15 protein-coding genes are annotated in these 15,871 nt (G+C 56.2%); 11 read left to right on the top strand and 4 right to left on the bottom strand.

Annotated features, from left to right (window positions below):
* The first annotated feature begins 247 nt into the window (after positions 1–247).
* Entirely contained in the window at positions 248–2,707 is a 2,460-nt protein-coding gene (locus HY30_RS15080) for a TonB-dependent receptor (protein WP_034742432.1), read from the top strand.
* A gap of 548 nt (positions 2,708–3,255) precedes the next feature.
* On the opposite strand, the gene HY30_RS19450 is transcribed toward HY30_RS15080, so the two are convergent.
* Positions 3,256–3,753, bottom strand: coding sequence for a MarR family winged helix-turn-helix transcriptional regulator (locus HY30_RS19450; protein ID WP_051615541.1), 498 nt, complete (start codon positions 3,751–3,753; stop codon positions 3,256–3,258).
* Positions 3,754–3,829: 76 nt separating this feature from the next.
* Here HY30_RS19450 and HY30_RS15070 point away from each other — a divergent pair, with 76 nt between their 5' ends.
* The 10 genes from HY30_RS15070 (at position 3,830) to HY30_RS15035 (ending at position 11,954) form a co-directional block, all read left to right on the top strand.
* A complete protein-coding gene (locus tag HY30_RS15070; RefSeq protein WP_034742430.1) occupies positions 3,830–4,699 on the top strand; it encodes an alpha/beta fold hydrolase in 870 nt (289 codons plus the stop codon).
* Positions 4,696–5,115 (top strand): PaaI family thioesterase, encoded by a 420-nt coding sequence (locus HY30_RS15065; RefSeq protein ID WP_034742427.1) that lies wholly within the window; start codon positions 4,696–4,698, stop codon positions 5,113–5,115. The genes HY30_RS15070 and HY30_RS15065 overlap by 4 nt, the downstream gene beginning before the upstream one ends.
* Complete coding sequence (locus HY30_RS15060) at positions 5,112–6,230, top strand: efflux RND transporter periplasmic adaptor subunit (protein ID WP_034742424.1); 1,119 nt, start codon at positions 5,112–5,114, stop codon at positions 6,228–6,230. Before HY30_RS15065 ends, HY30_RS15060 begins: the two co-directional genes overlap by 4 nt.
* Positions 6,227–9,370, top strand: coding sequence for an efflux RND transporter permease subunit (locus tag HY30_RS15055; RefSeq protein WP_081812280.1), 3,144 nt, complete (start codon positions 6,227–6,229; stop codon positions 9,368–9,370). Before HY30_RS15060 ends, HY30_RS15055 begins: the two co-directional genes overlap by 4 nt.
* 350 nt (positions 9,371–9,720) lie before the next feature.
* Positions 9,721–10,652 (top strand): IS630 family transposase gene (locus tag HY30_RS19815; RefSeq protein WP_155839360.1). Its coding sequence is split into 2 segments (ribosomal slippage): positions 9,721–10,060 and positions 10,060–10,652, totalling 933 coding nucleotides; the frame shifts between segments, so codons are not numbered across the junction.
* A 41-nt stretch (positions 10,653–10,693) separates the two neighbouring features.
* Entirely contained in the window at positions 10,694–10,879 is a 186-nt protein-coding gene (locus HY30_RS20720) for a HipA N-terminal domain-containing protein (RefSeq protein ID WP_081812279.1), read from the top strand.
* Positions 10,848–10,973, top strand: coding sequence for a hypothetical protein (locus HY30_RS20715; protein WP_418887178.1), 126 nt, complete (start codon positions 10,848–10,850; stop codon positions 10,971–10,973). The genes HY30_RS20720 and HY30_RS20715 overlap by 32 nt, the downstream gene beginning before the upstream one ends.
* The gene (locus tag HY30_RS20220; RefSeq protein WP_162176954.1) at positions 10,958–11,227 is read left to right on the top strand and encodes a type II toxin-antitoxin system HipA family toxin; all 270 of its coding nucleotides are present in this window, start codon (positions 10,958–10,960) and stop codon (positions 11,225–11,227) included. Before HY30_RS20715 ends, HY30_RS20220 begins: the two co-directional genes overlap by 16 nt.
* Positions 11,148–11,339 carry a HipA domain-containing protein gene (locus tag HY30_RS20710; protein WP_051615539.1) on the top strand — a complete coding sequence of 64 codons (192 nt, stop codon included), beginning with the start codon at positions 11,148–11,150 and terminating at the stop codon, positions 11,337–11,339. Before HY30_RS20220 ends, HY30_RS20710 begins: the two co-directional genes overlap by 80 nt.
* 54 nt (positions 11,340–11,393) lie before the next feature.
* Positions 11,394–11,954 (top strand): YbbN family protein, encoded by a 561-nt coding sequence (locus HY30_RS15035; protein ID WP_045693612.1) that lies wholly within the window; start codon positions 11,394–11,396, stop codon positions 11,952–11,954.
* Between the two features lie 26 nt (positions 11,955–11,980).
* On the opposite strand, the gene nrtS is transcribed toward HY30_RS15035, so the two are convergent.
* From nrtS to HY30_RS15020, 3 genes are read right to left on the bottom strand one after another with little or no spacing between them, the layout of a single operon-like run.
* Complete coding sequence (gene nrtS, locus HY30_RS15030) at positions 11,981–12,169, bottom strand: nitrate/nitrite transporter NrtS (protein ID WP_034742410.1); 189 nt, start codon at positions 12,167–12,169, stop codon at positions 11,981–11,983.
* A gap of 50 nt (positions 12,170–12,219) precedes the next feature.
* Positions 12,220–14,229: a putative bifunctional diguanylate cyclase/phosphodiesterase gene (locus HY30_RS15025; protein ID WP_034742408.1), complete on the bottom strand. Its 2,010-nt coding sequence runs from the start codon at positions 14,227–14,229 to the stop codon at positions 12,220–12,222.
* Between the two features lie 53 nt (positions 14,230–14,282).
* Positions 14,283–15,617: an alpha/beta hydrolase gene (locus tag HY30_RS15020; RefSeq protein ID WP_162176958.1), complete on the bottom strand. Its 1,335-nt coding sequence runs from the start codon at positions 15,615–15,617 to the stop codon at positions 14,283–14,285.
* Positions 15,618–15,871 lie beyond the last annotated feature (254 nt).

Here is a 15,871-nt window from a genome sequence, read left to right as displayed (position 1 = left end):
GTAAACACGCACCCTTCCCGCGACAATGCAAAAAGACAAGATGCTTGCCGACGTCCGAGCCTTCACAAATATGGGTCAATGAGATTGCCTTGAATTGAGCCGACTGTCGCGCGTTCGGTCTAGCGCTTACATCTATTGCAAATTTGCATCACATTGCGACGATTTCTGGCAGTGGGCAAAATGAATATTCACATCGCAGAAAAGTAATATAGCATACAGTACGCTATAAACATAAGGAGGAAACCAGGTGCATTATTTTAACACGCTGTCTAAGACAACTGCTTCGGTATCTTTGGCGGCATTGCTGCTCGCCGCAGGTGCTCATGCACAAGTTGAAGTGGACGAGCAGGGTACTACATCGACAACCGAAAACGCAGAGACCACACGTCGTCTGGGCGCAATTACAGTTACGGCGCAAAAGCGCGAGCAAAGTCTGCAAGATGTGCCGATCGTTGTGACGGCTTTGTCCGGTGAACTTCTCAGTGATGCGGGCGTTAAGGATATTAAAGATCTGACGGTCGTTACGCCCGGCCTGCTTGTGACTTCGTCGTCAAAGCAAGCAAATACGACGGCGCGTATTCGCGGCATTGGCACGGTAGGAGACAATCCTGGCCTCGAAAGTTCCGTCGGCGTCGTTATCGATGGGGTTCCGCGCGCCAGGAATGGCGTTTCCTTTGGAGATCTCGGCGAAATCGAGCGAATCGAAGTGCTAAAAGGGCCGCAAGGCACCTTGTTTGGCAAGTCGACTTCTGCGGGCGTTATAAATATCATTACCAAGAAACCGTCTGACGAGCTTGAGTCTATCTTCGAGGTCGGGATCGGCAACGAAGGCTTCCTTCGCACCTCTGCAGAAGTTACCGGACCGCTTTCTGAAACAGTGAGCGGTCGCCTTTTTGGGGTCTATGAGGAGCGCGGCGGTCTTCTCGACGTAAAGACGGGCAATGGTCCGCGTACCGAAGACGAAACGAGTCAGTATGACTTCTACTCCTTTCGAGGCCAGCTTCTTTTTGAGCCTTCGGGCGACCTCGAAATCCTTCTCTCGGCTGACTATACTGACCGGGAAGAAGATTGTTGCATGGGTGACTATGTCTCGGTGGACCCGGCCAGAGGCCCGCTGGTTACGCTGTTGGCCGGCGGCGATGGTGCCTCTGCTTTCCCGATCGATCCGTTCGATCGCGTCGCCTTTGCGAACCGCGACGCCACGCAGACGACCGAAGACTGGGGCGTGTCAGCCAATATCAAGTGGCAGACCGGATTCGGTGAACTGACATCCATCACATCGTATCGCGACTGGGAAAATGGCTCGGGTCAAGATACCGATTTCAGCGCGGCTGATCTTTGGTATCGTGATGATGAAACTTCCGTGGATGCTTTTGCGACTTTCAGCCAGGAGTTGCGGTTCGCAGGTGCCACCGACAACATTGACTGGCAGGTGGGTGCCTTCTACGCAAATGAGACTCTCGACCGTTCAGATTTCATCCGTTACGGCAATGATTACTTTTTCTACTTTCAGCAATTGCTGCTCGGTGCGAGCGGTGGTGCGTTCAATCTCGCTGCGCTGCCCGGTAACATTTACACGGGTGAGGCCAATGCAACTGCGGACGTTTATGAACAATCTTCGGACACATACGCGATCTTTACGAACAATACGTTCAGCTTGACCGATCAGTTCGACCTGACCGTCGGCCTTCGTTATACGATCGATGAGAAGACGCTGGAATCCAATTTTGATGGCAATGCAGGTAGCTGTGCCACAGCCTTGACTGTATTTGGGGCTGCAGGTGGGTTGACCCCAACGCTTTGCTTGCCTTGGACGAACGACAACTTCGTCGGTGTGAGATCCACGCAGGATCGCTCTGACGACGATTTGTCAGGTACAGTGAAGGGGGCATATCGGGTCAATGAAAATCTGATGTCCTACGCGTCCTATTCGCGCGGTTACAAGGCCGGTGGTTTCAACCTTGACCGCAGCCAGTTTGGTCCCTCAGATCCCACGCCGTTTCAACCGAATCTGGACACCGGTTTCGATCCCGAAACTGTGGATGCGTATGAGGTCGGCTTCAAGACCAACAATGCGGCAAATAGCTTGTTCTTCAATGGTGCGATATTCTATCAGGAATATAGCGACTTTCAGCTCAACACGTTCACCGGTACGAGTTTCATCGTGACATCCGTTCCCGGTGTGATTTCCAAGGGCGCTGAGTTCGATATCCGATACCTGCCTGAACAGCTTGAAGGACTGACGCTTCAGGGCGGCCTCGTCTATGCGGAAACCCAGTATGACGATTTCGAAGCGGTAGACTTTTTTGCCCCCCCGCGTCTGCCGGGAAGCACGATTTCGTTCGCGCCCCGCTGGTCCGGAACGTTGGCCGCAACTTATGAGACCCCGTTTATCAGCGACTGGGATGCGAGATTCAATGTGTCGAGCCGATTCACTTCACGGTATAATACAGGGTCGAACCTCGATCCGCTCAAGGAAGTTGACGATTTGGTCGTGGTCAATGCGAGGATGGCATTCTATAGCGACAATTCACCGTTTGAGCTGGAGGTTTGGGCGCAGAACCTGTTTGACGAGGACTATTACGAGCTGGCTTTCGATACGCCCCTCCAGGGCAATGCTGCCACGCAAACAGCGCCTGGAACCGCTGTTGGAGCGTTCCTGTCGCCACCTCTGACCTTCGGAGCAACCGCCCGTCTTCGTTTCTGACGTTGATGTAAGCGTAACTGACCTTGAGGCGGCTAGGTAGGTTCGTTTAACATTTGAAAGTCAGCGAAATACCGTTAGGTGCTTCGCTGACTTTGCTTAAGACGATTCAGGTCGTCGTTCTGCCGCCGAATGCCGGAATTGTTCGCTGGTGTTCAGGGCCTTGTCTGCATTCATGGCGAATACCACTATGAATGCAGACAGTTCCGGGCTTATTGGTGCTGGGATAATTCCGTGAATAATATCCGTAATCGCAGATTGAGACAATGCGCCAGGTCAACTTGTGGGGTGGCGTCTAAAGGCGAACCAACATTCTCTTTGTGAGTGATTGTGTTGAAAAAGTCCCCAAAATCGAAAATCACTAATTTTGAACATTTCTCGAAGAATTTTGTTGAGCCGATACAGTGACTTATAGCTATCCGTATACGGTGTGAACTGCGATTTTTGACTTTTCAGCACAATCTGAGTGGAAAAAGAAGTTTTCGCAGCCCGTTTTGGGGTTACTTGAAAAGCGCGGATACCCAGACTTGATACTTGGCTCACGATCCGCGCTAGCAATTCCCGTCTTTTTCCAGTCGGTCGGGAGTTGGAGAGATCAGGTTCTCGCGGAGGGTTGAGAGCAAAGCCATGGCCGCCGATAGATCTCGGTCTTCTATGGAAGCAAAGACTTGCGTCGCAACGCGTTCGGCAGACTGCGCAAAGGCTTCCGCGCGCTGGCTGGCCAACTGGGTTGGCATGATCCGCCAGACGCGCCGGTCATGGGCATCACGCTCACGCGAGACATAGCCCGAGTTCTCGAGCTGGTCTATGAGTGCTCCAACTGATGGGCGCGCAATATCGAGCGCTTCTGCAAGTGCAGTCTGCGTCGGACCATCCATTTTCAGAACATAAACAAGTACATGCCATTGCGATCGTGTCAGACCAATGGCTTCCATTTCATGATCGAACGCTCCGCGCAAAAGGCGGGTGACCTCGCCAAGAAGGAAACTGAAATCAATCCTTGGATCCTCTTTGATATCTGTCCCGTGCGATCGTGTGGAAACCGCCATCGAATTCTCCGTTTACAAAAACAGTAAGGTAACTTAACAATAGGAAACTTACAAATATCTAAAGTGGAGACACATATTGAGCAACAGTGATGGGTATCTTCACGCAAATAGACTGAAACTGGCGCAGAGTTCGTTCGGTGATCCTGCCGCACCCCCGATAATTTTTGCGCATGGTGGAGGGCAAACCCGCCACGCCTGGAGGGGCGCAGCCAAAGCGCTCGCATTTGAAGGGTATCGCTCAATTGCGTTGGATCTTCGCGGACATGGTGAAAGCGATTGGGCCGCTGACGGAGATTATTCGCTCGAAGCCATAGCGAGAGACCTTATTGAAGTTGGTGAACGCGTGGCAGGTGGGGGCGGGCGGCCGCACATCGTCGGTGCTTCGCTTGGAGGACTTGCCGCCATCGTTGCTGCGGGCGTGCTGTCAAGAAATGCATTTGCGTCTGTTACACTCGTCGACATTGCGCCGAATATGGACGCCGCCGGTGTGGCCAAGGTTGTCGAGTTTATGGGCGCTCACATTGAAGAAGGCTTTGACTCGCTGGAGCAGGCCGCCGATGTGATTGCCACCTATTTACCGCATCGTCCCCGGCCGAAAGATATGGAAGGGCTGCGCAAGAATTTGCGGCAAGATAATGACGGTCGCTGGCGATGGCACTGGGACCCCGCCTTCATCACCGGCGTAATGCGGCGCTCTGCTATTGCCCGCACAGGTGATTTGGAGCAAGCGGTACGAGACATTCGCGTACCGCTTCATCTCATTCGTGGCCGCATGAGCGAGTTGGTTTCGGAAGACTCGGTCACGGCATTTCGATCACTGGCTCCGCAAGCTCACTTCACCGACGTTGCCGGAGCGCGACACATGGTGGCGGGAGACCGGAATGATGTGTTTACCGAAGCTGTTGCGTCCTTCCTGCGTCAGATACGAGAGGAAACCCCTGCATGAATGCCTCATCGCTTACTCTCGACCAGGTGCAGACTGCGCTTGATGCGGCTCCGTTTCACCGTTGGCTTGGACTCAACGCCGTAAGTCTGGACACCGGAACGATCATGCTGGAAATGCCTTGGCGGGACGAAGTTGTCTCCAATCCACGCACACAATCTGCGCACGGCGGTGTTCTCGCTGCGCTCATCGATCTGACGGGCTTTTATGCCTTGCTGGCCGCAGGAAATATGCCAATCGCGACCGCAGACTTGAGGGTTGATTTTCACAAGCCTGCAACACCTGGAACACTTATTGCGACGGGAAAGATTGTCCGTCTGGGCTCGACACTCTCAGTCGCCGAAGCCTCGGTTATGAACGCAGACGGAGCCCTGCTTTCGAGCGGACGCGGTGCTTATCAGATGCCAAGGCGTTCATGATGATCCGTCCGGTGATTGCGCTCTGCTTTATGCCTGTTCTGCTCCTGGGTTGCCGAGAGACGGAGCCTGAAGTCCAGGTTGCCGCGCCGGCAGACGATTTGATGTCTGAAGCCGAGACGGCGCTCGTTTTGGTTGAAACTGTATCCGCAGAAACGACCATGTTGGTCGAACCTCTGATAGCTTCTGGGACGATTGCTGCCAAACAGACCAGCGATATTGGCGCGTTGGCAGAAGGGGTCGTCGACCGAATCTTCGTGCGTGTCGGAGACCGCGTCAGTAAGGGCGATCTGCTTTTTCGCACGCGTCAAGTTGATTTTGAACGGAGGCTTGTCGAGGCTGAAGCTATGCAAGATGTTGCTGCGGCTGAAGTTGACCGCGCCCAAACGCTCGTGAACCGGTACGCGCCGCTCGCTCCCGAAGGTGTGGTTGCCGAGGTGGTCTTTGATGACGCCAAAACCGGACTATTAGTGGCGAAAGCCAATTTGCGTCTCAGGCAGACGGAAGTGGAAACCGCAAACCAAATGCTCACAGATACGATCGTGCGGGCGCCGTTTGATGGCTCCATAACAGCGCGGTATATTGATGAAGGCGTCTTCATGGCGAACAGATTTTCCGGAATGGGAAATTCTGCCGTGGTTCAAGTGCAAGAATGCAGGATCGCGGCAGGGATATTGTTTGCGCCTGAGGCTGAACTCACGCGTTTGCGGCTCGGCTTGACGGGTCGTCTTTTTGTCGATGGCCGGAGTGATCCGATAGAGTCAGAGATTGTTATTCTGAACGACCGCGTGGACCCAACGTCGCGCATGATTGAATTTCGCATGGCGTTCGTGAACCCTGATTGCGGTGTCAAGGCCGGGCAATCGGTGCGCGCAGAAGTGGATGTCGATCCGCGATCAGCCACAGTCCTGCCACGGTCAGCAGTCCATGGCACAGGCGATGCGCGCTACGTATACATCGCCGCAGACACTCAGGTGCACCGACGCCCTGTCAAAGTATCCGATATCGACGCGGATCGTGTTGAAATTATGGGTGGACTGACGGACGAAGACAAGGTGATCGTGACCGCGTCCGGGCCACTTTACGATGGTGCGAAGATTGAGCCTTCATCCTCATGATGTGGCTGGTTGATCTATCGATCCGTCGCGCCGTATTCGCCGTAATGATCATCGCATCATTAGTTGGTCTTGGCTATATGTCGATAGGGCGCCTGGGCGTTGACTTGTTCCCCGATGTAGAATTTCCTTATGTGAATGTGACGGCCGTGTTGGACGGCGCATCTCCGGAAACCATGGAGTCGGAAGTCACCGACATTCTGGAAGAGTATATCAATACAATCGATGGAATAGAGACGCTGCAATCCTTTTCGAGTGAAGGGCGCACGCAAATTCTAATCGAGTTCGATTTAAGTTCGGACGCCCGCGAAAAAGTTCAGGATGTGCGAGACAAGGTGCAGCTTGCCCTGGCAGAGTTGCCACCGGATATGGACCCGCCAATCGTGGACAAGGTCGACCCGGATGCGGCACCGATCATTTCCGTTATGATTGCAGGCGATATACCGATTGCTGAGCTGACGGCCTTTGCAGACGATGTCGCCAAGGAACGTCTTCAACGCCTCGATGGTGTGGGCGCTGTGAATTTGGTGGGAGGTCGTGAACGCGCCGTGCGCATCTGGCTCGACAATGAACGCCTGCGCGCCTTTGGTGTCACTGCCGACGATGTGAGTCAAGCAATACAAAGCGAGCACGCTGAGCTTCCCGGTGGGCGGCTGGAAACCGCTGCTGGCACGCGAGAATTTGGTGTCAAAACCGTCGCCGAAGTTACCCATGCAACCGGCTTCATGGATTTGCCTGTCGCGTACCGCGAAAACGGCGTCACAATCCGAATTTCCGACGTGGCACGCGTTGAGGATGGGCTTGAGGATGAGCGCTCTGCAGCGATGCTCAATGGCAGACGAGGTATCTCACTTGATATCAGGAAGCAGTCAGGTCGAAATACTGTGGAGGTCGCGCACAATGTGAAGGCCGCCACAGAAGAATTGCGTGAGCTTGCGCCCGCCGGTGTGACCATTATCGCGACACGAGACGTGTCGAAGTTCATTGAGAGTTCAATCGAGGATGTGGCCCATGACGTGGTGATCGCGATTGGGCTCGTTGTTGCAGTGACTTTTATTTTCCTCCTTAAAGTCAGAGCGACCATCATTGTTGCCATGGCGATCCCGACATCCCTCGTGGCGACCTTTTTTGGTTTTTACCTCCTCGGCTTCACAATCAATGTCCTGACCCTTCTGGCGCTCACGGTTGCGATTGGGTTGCTCGTTGATGACGCCATCGTTGTTGTCGAAGCGATCATGAAAGAACTTGAAAAGGGAAAGTCGCCTCATCAAGCTGCGCTGGACGGCACACGCAAAGTGGGACTTGCTGTATTTGCAGGCACTGCCGCCACGCTTGCTGTTTTTGTTCCGATTGCTTTCATGGATGGCATCGTCGGACGTTTCTTCTACCAATATGGACTGGCAATCGTACTTTCGGTGTCGGTCTCTTTGCTTGTTGCGTTGACACTTACGCCGATGCTTGCATCGCGCATCCTCGCATCGGGTCGCGTTTCGCCATTATTTCGACCTCTGGAAGCCTTTTGGGACAGCGTTGACCGGGCGTATGCGGGGCTCGTCAAGCTCGCGGTCCGATTGCGCATTATTGTCATTTTTATCGCGGTCGCCTCAGTTGTTGCCGGTGCCTGGTACGCCGCTCGCGTACCTTCAGGCTTCACGTCGCGCGCAGACAGAAGTGAGTTTCAGGGTTCAATTGAGCTGCCACTTGGCACTGGAATGGTTGCCGCGCTCGACGCAGCACAAAAGAGCGATGCTGAACTCCGCAAGATCGAAGATATTGAAGATGTGTTCATATCTGTCGGATCCGGCGCGCAAGCCGACATTCATGTCCTTGAGTTATACGCATCTTTGACCCCGAAACAGGCCCGCCAAACCGGTCAGTTCGAAATCATGGATAAAGCCCGCAAGGCCATCCGAATAGCATCGCCCGAGGCGGTCAAAATATCCGTTCTTGAAGTCCCGTGGGTCGGCGGGACGACGTCCGGCAGTTCGGATATCGACTTGTTGTTGAGAGGATCCGATCTCAACTCCCTTGCGCAATATGCCGATAGTCTTGTGCGCGAGATGCGCGCCAACCCCAATTTTGCCGATGTAAGAACAAGCTTTGAGAGCGGTCGGCCGGAAGCACAAATCCTGTTTGATCGACGGAGAGCCGGGGATCAGGGTATCTCCGCTCGTGCGCTGGCAGAGACAGCCCGAATTGCCCTTGGCGGACTTGATGCAGGCACTTTTGAAGCGGACGGAAAGCGTTATGACGTGCGGTTGCGGCTGGAGGAGGATCAGCGGGAAAGCGTGCAGGACTTTAGCCGAATACAAGTGCGCGGCGCTGATGGGCGCCTTGTTGATATCGGTGCCGTATCACGCGTTCAGTTCGCTTCCGGTCCTTCGCAAATCGATCGATCAGACCGAGCCCGGAAGATTTCAGTGCTGGCGAGTTCTGCAACAGGTGTTTCACTGGGGGAGGCGACAGACACGCTGCTGGAGCTACTTGAAGCCAACCCGCCGCCCGTAGAGGTTGCCTACTCGATGGGCGGCATGGCGGAACGTATGCAAGAAACTGCTGGCGCGATCGGGTTCGCATTGTTGCTCGCCTTGATTGCGCTCTACATGGTACTAGCCAGCCAGTTCAATTCCTTCGTTCAGCCGCTTGTGATCATGGTGACGGCACCCCTCAGTTTTTCGGGGGCATTCGCAGGGCTCTATTACTTTGGACTGGAGTCCTCCCTGTTCGCACAAATTGGTCTCATTGGATTGATGGGGATCGTCATGAAGAATGGCATTCTGCTCGTCGACCGGGCAAACCAGTTGATAGCGGAAGGCATGACAGAAAGAGACGCGATCCTTCAGGCGTGCCCTGAACGTCTGCGCCCCGTCCTCATGACAGCCTTGTCGGCAATTTTTGGCATGGTGCCCGTCGCATTGGCGACGTCTGATGGAGCGGAATGGCGGAACGCCCTCGGCGCACTCCTTATTGGTGGGTTGACCTCTTCAACGATCCTGACGCTAGTCGTAGTGCCTGCGGTTTTTATGATCCCCGGTGATGTTGTAAACTTTTACCGAGTGCTTAAGCGTCTAATCCTTTGGCCATTCAGGCGATCGAAACGTGGCGACGACGCTGCGCAGAATGTAGCTATTGCTCATTCCTGATAATCAAAATTGCTTTGTCGATGTCAGTTTGCTCGGTTTAGGCCGTTGCGCACGGATCCAGGCAATAGCGTCCGCATTGGTGGCGCAATGGTAAGCGTCTTGGATGGGTTTAAGGTCGGTCGGATCGGTACTGTCATGTGTAGACGGCCCGGGTTCTGCGAGCGCAAAGCTTGAGGGACGTTGATCTGACGGGATGCGGTCATGTGTCCGACCTTTTGGCGCGGCGTATGCGACCGCTGGCCCTGATGAAGTCCGCTAGGGCGTTTTCCGAGCGACCTGAATCATTAGGGATTCCCAAGGCAGGCGGATTCTGATTCACCATGGGGGCTGGTGAAGGAGGTCAGCCTGTCATGGGGAAGCCGCTTTCGATTGATCTGAGAGTTCGGGCGTTGGCTGCGGTCGATGCCGGATTGAGCCGCCGGGCTGCGGCAGAACGCTTTGGCGTGAGCGCATCGAGCGTCATCCGCTGGGACCAAGCCCGGCGCGAGCGCGGCGATCCAGGCCCCAAATCCCAGGGCGGCGACCGCACGTCACACAGGATCGAAAAGCATGCCGATTTCATCTTCGCGCTGTTGGAGGAGCGTGGCGACATCACACTTGAAGAGATACGCACCGCCCTGTCGGCGCGCGGCTTTCATACGGCGATCTCGACAATCTGGCGGTTCTTCGATCGCCACGCCGTCACGCGTAAAAAAAGACCGGCCATGCGAGCGAACAGGACCGTCCGGACGTCCTGATCCGGCGCGAGGCGTGGTTCGAAGCCCAGCCCGTTCTTGATCCGGACCGCCAGGTGTTCGTCGATGAAACCTGGGCCTCAACGAACATGGCACGCACCCATGGCCGCTGCCGGCGTGGCGAGCGGCTGCGCATGAGCGTGCCATTCGGGCACTGGAAGACCTCGACGCTGGTGGCAGGCCTTCGCACCAGCGGGATGGTCGCGCCCTGCGTTTTCGACGGGCCCATCAATGGCGAGGCCTTCACCGCGTGGGTCGAGCAGTTCCTCGCGCCGGCCCTCAAGCTCGGCGACACAGTGATTCTGGACAATCTCTCAAGCCATAAGGGGACGAAAGCACGTGAACTGATCAAGGCTGTAGGGGCCGAACTCGTGTTTCGGCCGCCCTACAGCCCCGACTTCAACCCGATCGAAAAGGCCTTCGCCAAGCTGAAGGCCCTCTTGAGAAAGGCCGCCGAACGCACCGTAGATGCCTTGTGGAACACCATCGGAAGCCTCGTCGGTCTGTTCAGCCCGAACGAATGCGCAAACTACTTCGCAGCCTGCTAGGCAAGTAGGGTTGGCGTCCTGGTACAGGCGTCGTCCGGGCGATCAGCTTTACATATGATGCAGACTGGCTCGGTTGGGATCAAGCCATGCAAGTGTCAATTTCGCCGCCGATACGAGATGAAACCTATCGCGGCGCGCCTGTCATAAACGTTTTCAAGAACCGATTGCCAGGATGCCCCGCGTGTACGGGCCAGTTTGGCCGCGCGGCTCAGAGCCAAAGGGACTGATGCAGTCTCTTTGCTGGCAGTCGCGGGCAGGGATTGCGTAGGCACTCTGCAATTTCACTCAGAAGACGAAGCCCCGGTGTGGCCGGTTATGTAGCGGGTGGACCGCTGACAGAAGCGGAGATTGCCGAGATAATCCACAAGCTCAAGGTCAACCCGCTCGGGCTGGATCCGGACGACAATGACTTCCGCATCTCCATCGCTGGTGCTCAGGACAAGACGGCGCTCTTGAATATGGATGAGGGCGGAAGGCCCGATTGCCACAACACATATGCTGAAGCCGCCCATTGGTATTCTCCAGAACGAGATCGACATGACCGATGGCGTTGCGAACGAATACGTATGCCTTGAGCTCTGCCAGGCCTTTGGATTGGACGTGGCCGGGGCAGAGATAGAATCATTTGAAGATCAGACTGTGTTGAGTGTTCGTCGCGTCGACCGACTATGGGACCGGGACCGATAGCTGCGCCTGCCGCAGGAAGAATTTGTCGCTGCCCATGTGCGACGACTGGAGGCTTTGCGCCGCGCCGGCCAGCAGGTGCTCACGCAATCGTCAGGACATGTGACGTCTGACTGGCTATTTCTCTGCTATGGATCCCGTGATGTTCAAGCAAGATTGGCGGAGTCCCGCGTGAAACTGACATATCTTTTTGCCGCTGTTGGTTTATCCCTGTTTGGTCTTTGCGCCTGTACGCAGAAATATGAGAGTCAGCTGACCGCCCGGCACGACGTGCTGGAGGGCGATCGCGTCGCGGCAGTCCTGATCTTCGCGGAATGGTGCCCGAGCTGCAAGGTGCTCGATCCCAAGGTTGAATCGGTGCGAGCCTCCGAAGACTGGACTGGCGTCAGCTTTGTCTTGCTCGACTTCACAGACAAGAATGAAGGCGCCCTGCTCAAAGCAGCTGATGAGGCGGGGATTGGTCCTGCAATCCGAAGGGCCACATTGGACGGCATCCGGACAGGCCAGCTGATCCTGATGGATATTGCGGCACAGGAGGAGATGTCCCGGATAGGGAAGGGCACATCGGTAAAGGACATGGCAGAACGGATACGTTTGGCCCGGGACGAAGTCTCTTGAGCCTGTGGAACCGGTTCTCGCGTGGGTCAGTCTGACTTGGGGCCGACAGCCATGGCGCTGAAGACCGACACGCAGAAAGGTACAATATAGCTGAGGCCCATTTTCCACCAGTTCAGGGGTTCAACCGCCACGACCCGTTCGAACTGGTTGATCAGGGTCAGGAGCGAACCGACCAGTATCGCGACAATGAGACCTCTGGTCAGGATGGGGCGCATGATGTCGTCAAACTCTCTTCAAGCGGTGGCAGGCGGTCAATTCGCCCATGTCAGACTGCTGCCTTGCGGAAGGTAGTAAAAGGCGCGCCGTTGATCCATGCCGCTGCTGGCGTTGCTGCGCCCCAGAAATAACCCTGACCATACCGCGCTCCGAGTTCAAGCAGCCTTTTCCGGTCTGCATCTGTTTCAATGCCCTCGGCAATCGTGACGAGCCCAAGTGAGCCGGCAAGGAGCAGGATTCCCTTGATAAAGGCGTCCTCGTCACTCTGGACAAAGGCCCGGTCGATCTTGAGATAGTCGAACTCGAATTGCTGAAGGTGGGCCAGCGACGACATGCCGGTGCCGAAATCGTCCAGTGACAATTCAACCCCGGCGTCTCGCAACTGTGACAGGACCGACCGGGCGCGGACAGGATCCTCGGCCACACCACTCTCGGTGAGCTCCAGTTTCAGCCGGGCAAAGCGCGTACGCGCCTTGTGGACGGCTCCCACAAGTGTAGAGGGCTCGTTGAGCTGAAACGGGGACACGTTGACGCTCATGAAGAGGTCTTTCCGGCCGAGCGCGAGCGACATGCGGCGCGCGTCTTCAGCCGCAACGATCAGGATGCGGCGGCCGACCTGGTTGATCAGGCCAGATTCTTCAAGCAGCGGAATGAAATCGACCGGCGGCACCGGACCCAGCAAAGGGTGCGTCCAGCGCAGCAGCGCCTCCCAACCTGCGAGCAGATTGGTCGACAAGCAAACGATCGGCTGGTAGGCGACCCACAACTGGCGGCTCCGGATGGCTGTGTGCAAGTGGGATTCCAACTGAGCAAGGCGCTCGGCGCGCTGGCGTTGCCCCTTGTCAAAGTCAACCGACCTCTGGCGCCCGAGGCGCTTGGCCTCGTTCAGGGCGAGGCTGGCATTGTGCATCAGCATCGGGATATCCCGAGACTCCCTCGCCCATGCGGCACCGGAATTGGCCCCCCCTGAGAACGTGAAGCTGCCAGCGTCAATCGACCGGCCGAAACTCCCAAGGCTCGGAATATCCTCGCCTTCCAATTCATCCGGGTGCACGGACGCAAGAATCGCGAATTCGTCTGCGGCGATCCGCGCGATGAATGTCGAAGGCCGGGACGCGCCACGCAGGTCCTGAGCCGCGCGCACAAGCAGCGCATCCCCGGCAACCCGGCCCATTGTGTCGTTGAAACGCCTGAAGCTGCAGAGATCAACGAGAACAAGCCGGAGCGGGCGAAAGGGGCGCTGCCTTGCCCGCTGATCGAGTTCATCATTCAGTGCCTGCCGGCTGGGCAGCCCTGTCAGGGCATCTGTGTACAAGGCATCATGCAGCTGACGCGCTGTCTGCTGTCGTTCTTCAGATTCCTGCCTGAGCTTTGCGAGAAGGCGCTTTTCCTTTTTCAGCAGGCGCACGAGCTGGCTGGCATAATCAGTCACACGCCCCATGAAGCGCTGTCCTCGCCGCATCGCAATCGCGAGGCTGAACGAGAACAGGAGAATGGCGAGGACTTTCTCGACTTCGGCGCCGACAAGAATGGACGGTCCGGACATATAGGCCACAAAGTCGTGCGTTATTGCACTCGGCGGACTTTGCCAGACAGCCCACAGGGTCAGGCCGGTCCATCCGGTGGCAGCCATTGCGCCGGCTGCGAGAACCTCCAGGGGATCTAATCTCAGGGCTCGCAGGCCAATCAGAACGAAGAGCCAGATGACCGTCGGTGATTTCAGCACAAAAGCAGGAGGCTGATCATACTTGGCTTCAAAACAGACGATCAGAGTGAACAGGACGGCAAATTCGCCAGCCATTGTTATGTATGAAAGCCAGGACGGAAGCGGTCGCCGACGTGACATGTAGATGCGGAAAAGCGATAGGATTGCGAGCGCAGACATGGCCGGCCAGACAGGATCCAAGCTTTTCGAACTTGCATCACCGGGCGCCGGGGTCATCACGTATACCAGCGCCATCAGGATCAGGAGTATGGCTGTTACAAGCGCGATCGAGCGATCGCCTATCCGGATTTCATTCTCGAGTTGTGTGTCAGGTGCGGCTGGTCTGGTTTGCATATGCACGTTCCCTTCGAGAGCGCGATGAGTGAGGACGCCAGGCACGTCGCGGCTCAATGGCTTGACCCTCCTGAGGCGCGACTTTCAGATGGATGGCTGCTGTAAGTCCGGGCAGGCAGAGCGGATCTGGATCGTCCCGACTCAGCCTGGCCTGGCCTGTAGGTCTGGTCGATCTGCCAGAAATTCAGGTCAATATGTACAAGCCCACGCTCGCGGTCGCCAGGACGGGCGCCGGTACGGAGTGTGACGGCGATGTCTGCGAGGACGCCTGGATGTAGCCGAAAATAATTGTGCCTATCAAACTGATTGGCGTCCTGGACCATGATGAAGTGAACGGATTTGACGCCCTGAAAAACAGCCCGCGATTCAGGCGACAATTGATCGGGCCGGGCTGCGCCAAATCGCGGCGACCCAAATATCCAGCCAGCAAGACCAAGCGCGTTGTCGCCTGGGTTGAGATAGACATCGATCTGGCCAAATCCGATGCCGAAGGCTTCGGCGACAAGACGTTGCTCCATCACGCCAAGATCGATGTCTGGCGCAGCCATGATCAAAGTGTCGATCCGATAAGTGTCGCGCATCGATACTCCAGCACCTCGGGATTCGATCAACAGTTCCCGCAGGGCTGACGTCACAATTGATGCGCCGTGACTGTGCGTAACAACAACTAACTCATCGACCGCTCCTGTTGCAGAGATGAGTCGCAGCGTTTCTTTCAGATGGTAGACTGAAAAGTCACCGCTTTGCGTGTCACTGAAGTAGCCCAATGCCTTGTGCCCGCCCGTCGGCCAGCTGAACAGTATCGGGACGCCGGCCCTGCCGGCAGCTGACCAGAGTTCGAACAGGTTGAACGCACCATCATCGAACGTATTGTTGAAGCCGTGAACATAGAGAATGACTTTGCCGGTGTCGTTGTCTTCCAGCTCCTGCGTGAGTGCGGCTTGAAATTGTGCGCCTGCGCCCTTGTAGGCGGCCATTGCGCTTCTATCACGGATGAGCACGCCCTTCTCGATCGCAAAAGGCAGGGGCGTTCCCGGAAACCGAACGATTTCATCAGTCAGCGTCGCGGCATAACGCGGTCGCTTGTCGCTGATCGCGTGTCCCGACATGTAGGCGTCGAAGTCTCGCTGCCCCATATTGGTGGTGTCAATCCTGACATGGCCAAAAGCCATCGCGGTCGACCGGTCGGTACCAAAGCCTTGTTCGGTCTCGAGCATGTTGCGATCCGTGACATAAAGCATCTGCGAGGTGTTTTGTGGCACGCCGTCTCCCGGCCGCGACGCCGCTGCACCTGAAGTCTCCCAGGGCGTCGGCGAAACGGCTGCAGGGTAGACGCTGACGCAACCGCCCAGCAGAGCACACAGGGCTAGCAAGCAAAGGCGTTTCATCTTCTTGACCTTTCGAAGTATCGGGCTTTGCGGTGACGCAGAATTCCGGTCACCCAGACGGCTCCGATGAGCACAGATAGCAGCAGGGAGAGGAAACACTGTGGCAGAAAGCCAAATGCACGTGGACAGAAGGGCCCGTTGGCGATCTCGAGAACCGTCGCGAGAAACGCAAGAAAAGCGACAGGCAACCATCCGGCCAGGAACGCCAAATGTCTCTTCCATCCCCATGCCATCGCGGAATAGAAAATGAGACC

The organism is Hyphomonas chukchiensis (assembly GCF_000682695.1).
Taxonomy (GTDB): domain Bacteria; phylum Pseudomonadota; class Alphaproteobacteria; order Caulobacterales; family Hyphomonadaceae; genus Hyphomonas; species Hyphomonas chukchiensis.
Note: the sequence above shows the minus strand (reverse complement) of the source record. Positions and strands in the feature narration are given on the sequence as shown.

Excerpts from the sequence above, each read along its gene's own strand:
- HY30_RS19450 (WP_051615541.1), bottom strand. The coding sequence starts at position 3,753 with ATGGCGGTTTCCACACGATCGCACGGGACAGATATCAAAGAGGATCCA.
- HY30_RS15065 (WP_034742427.1), top strand. The coding sequence starts at position 4,696 with ATGAATGCCTCATCGCTTACTCTCGACCAGGTGCAGACTGCGCTTGAT.
- HY30_RS15060 (WP_034742424.1), top strand. The coding sequence starts at position 5,112 with ATGATGATCCGTCCGGTGATTGCGCTCTGCTTTATGCCTGTTCTGCTC.
- HY30_RS15055 (WP_081812280.1), top strand. The coding sequence starts at position 6,227 with ATGATGTGGCTGGTTGATCTATCGATCCGTCGCGCCGTATTCGCCGTA.
- HY30_RS20710 (WP_051615539.1), top strand. The coding sequence starts at position 11,148 with ATGCTGAAGCCGCCCATTGGTATTCTCCAGAACGAGATCGACATGACC.
- nrtS (WP_034742410.1), bottom strand. The coding sequence starts at position 12,169 with ATGCGCCCCATCCTGACCAGAGGTCTCATTGTCGCGATACTGGTCGGT.
- HY30_RS15025 (WP_034742408.1), bottom strand. The coding sequence starts at position 14,229 with ATGCAAACCAGACCAGCCGCACCTGACACACAACTCGAGAATGAAATC.
- HY30_RS15020 (WP_162176958.1), bottom strand. The coding sequence starts at position 15,617 with ATGAAACGCCTTTGCTTGCTAGCCCTGTGTGCTCTGCTGGGCGGTTGC.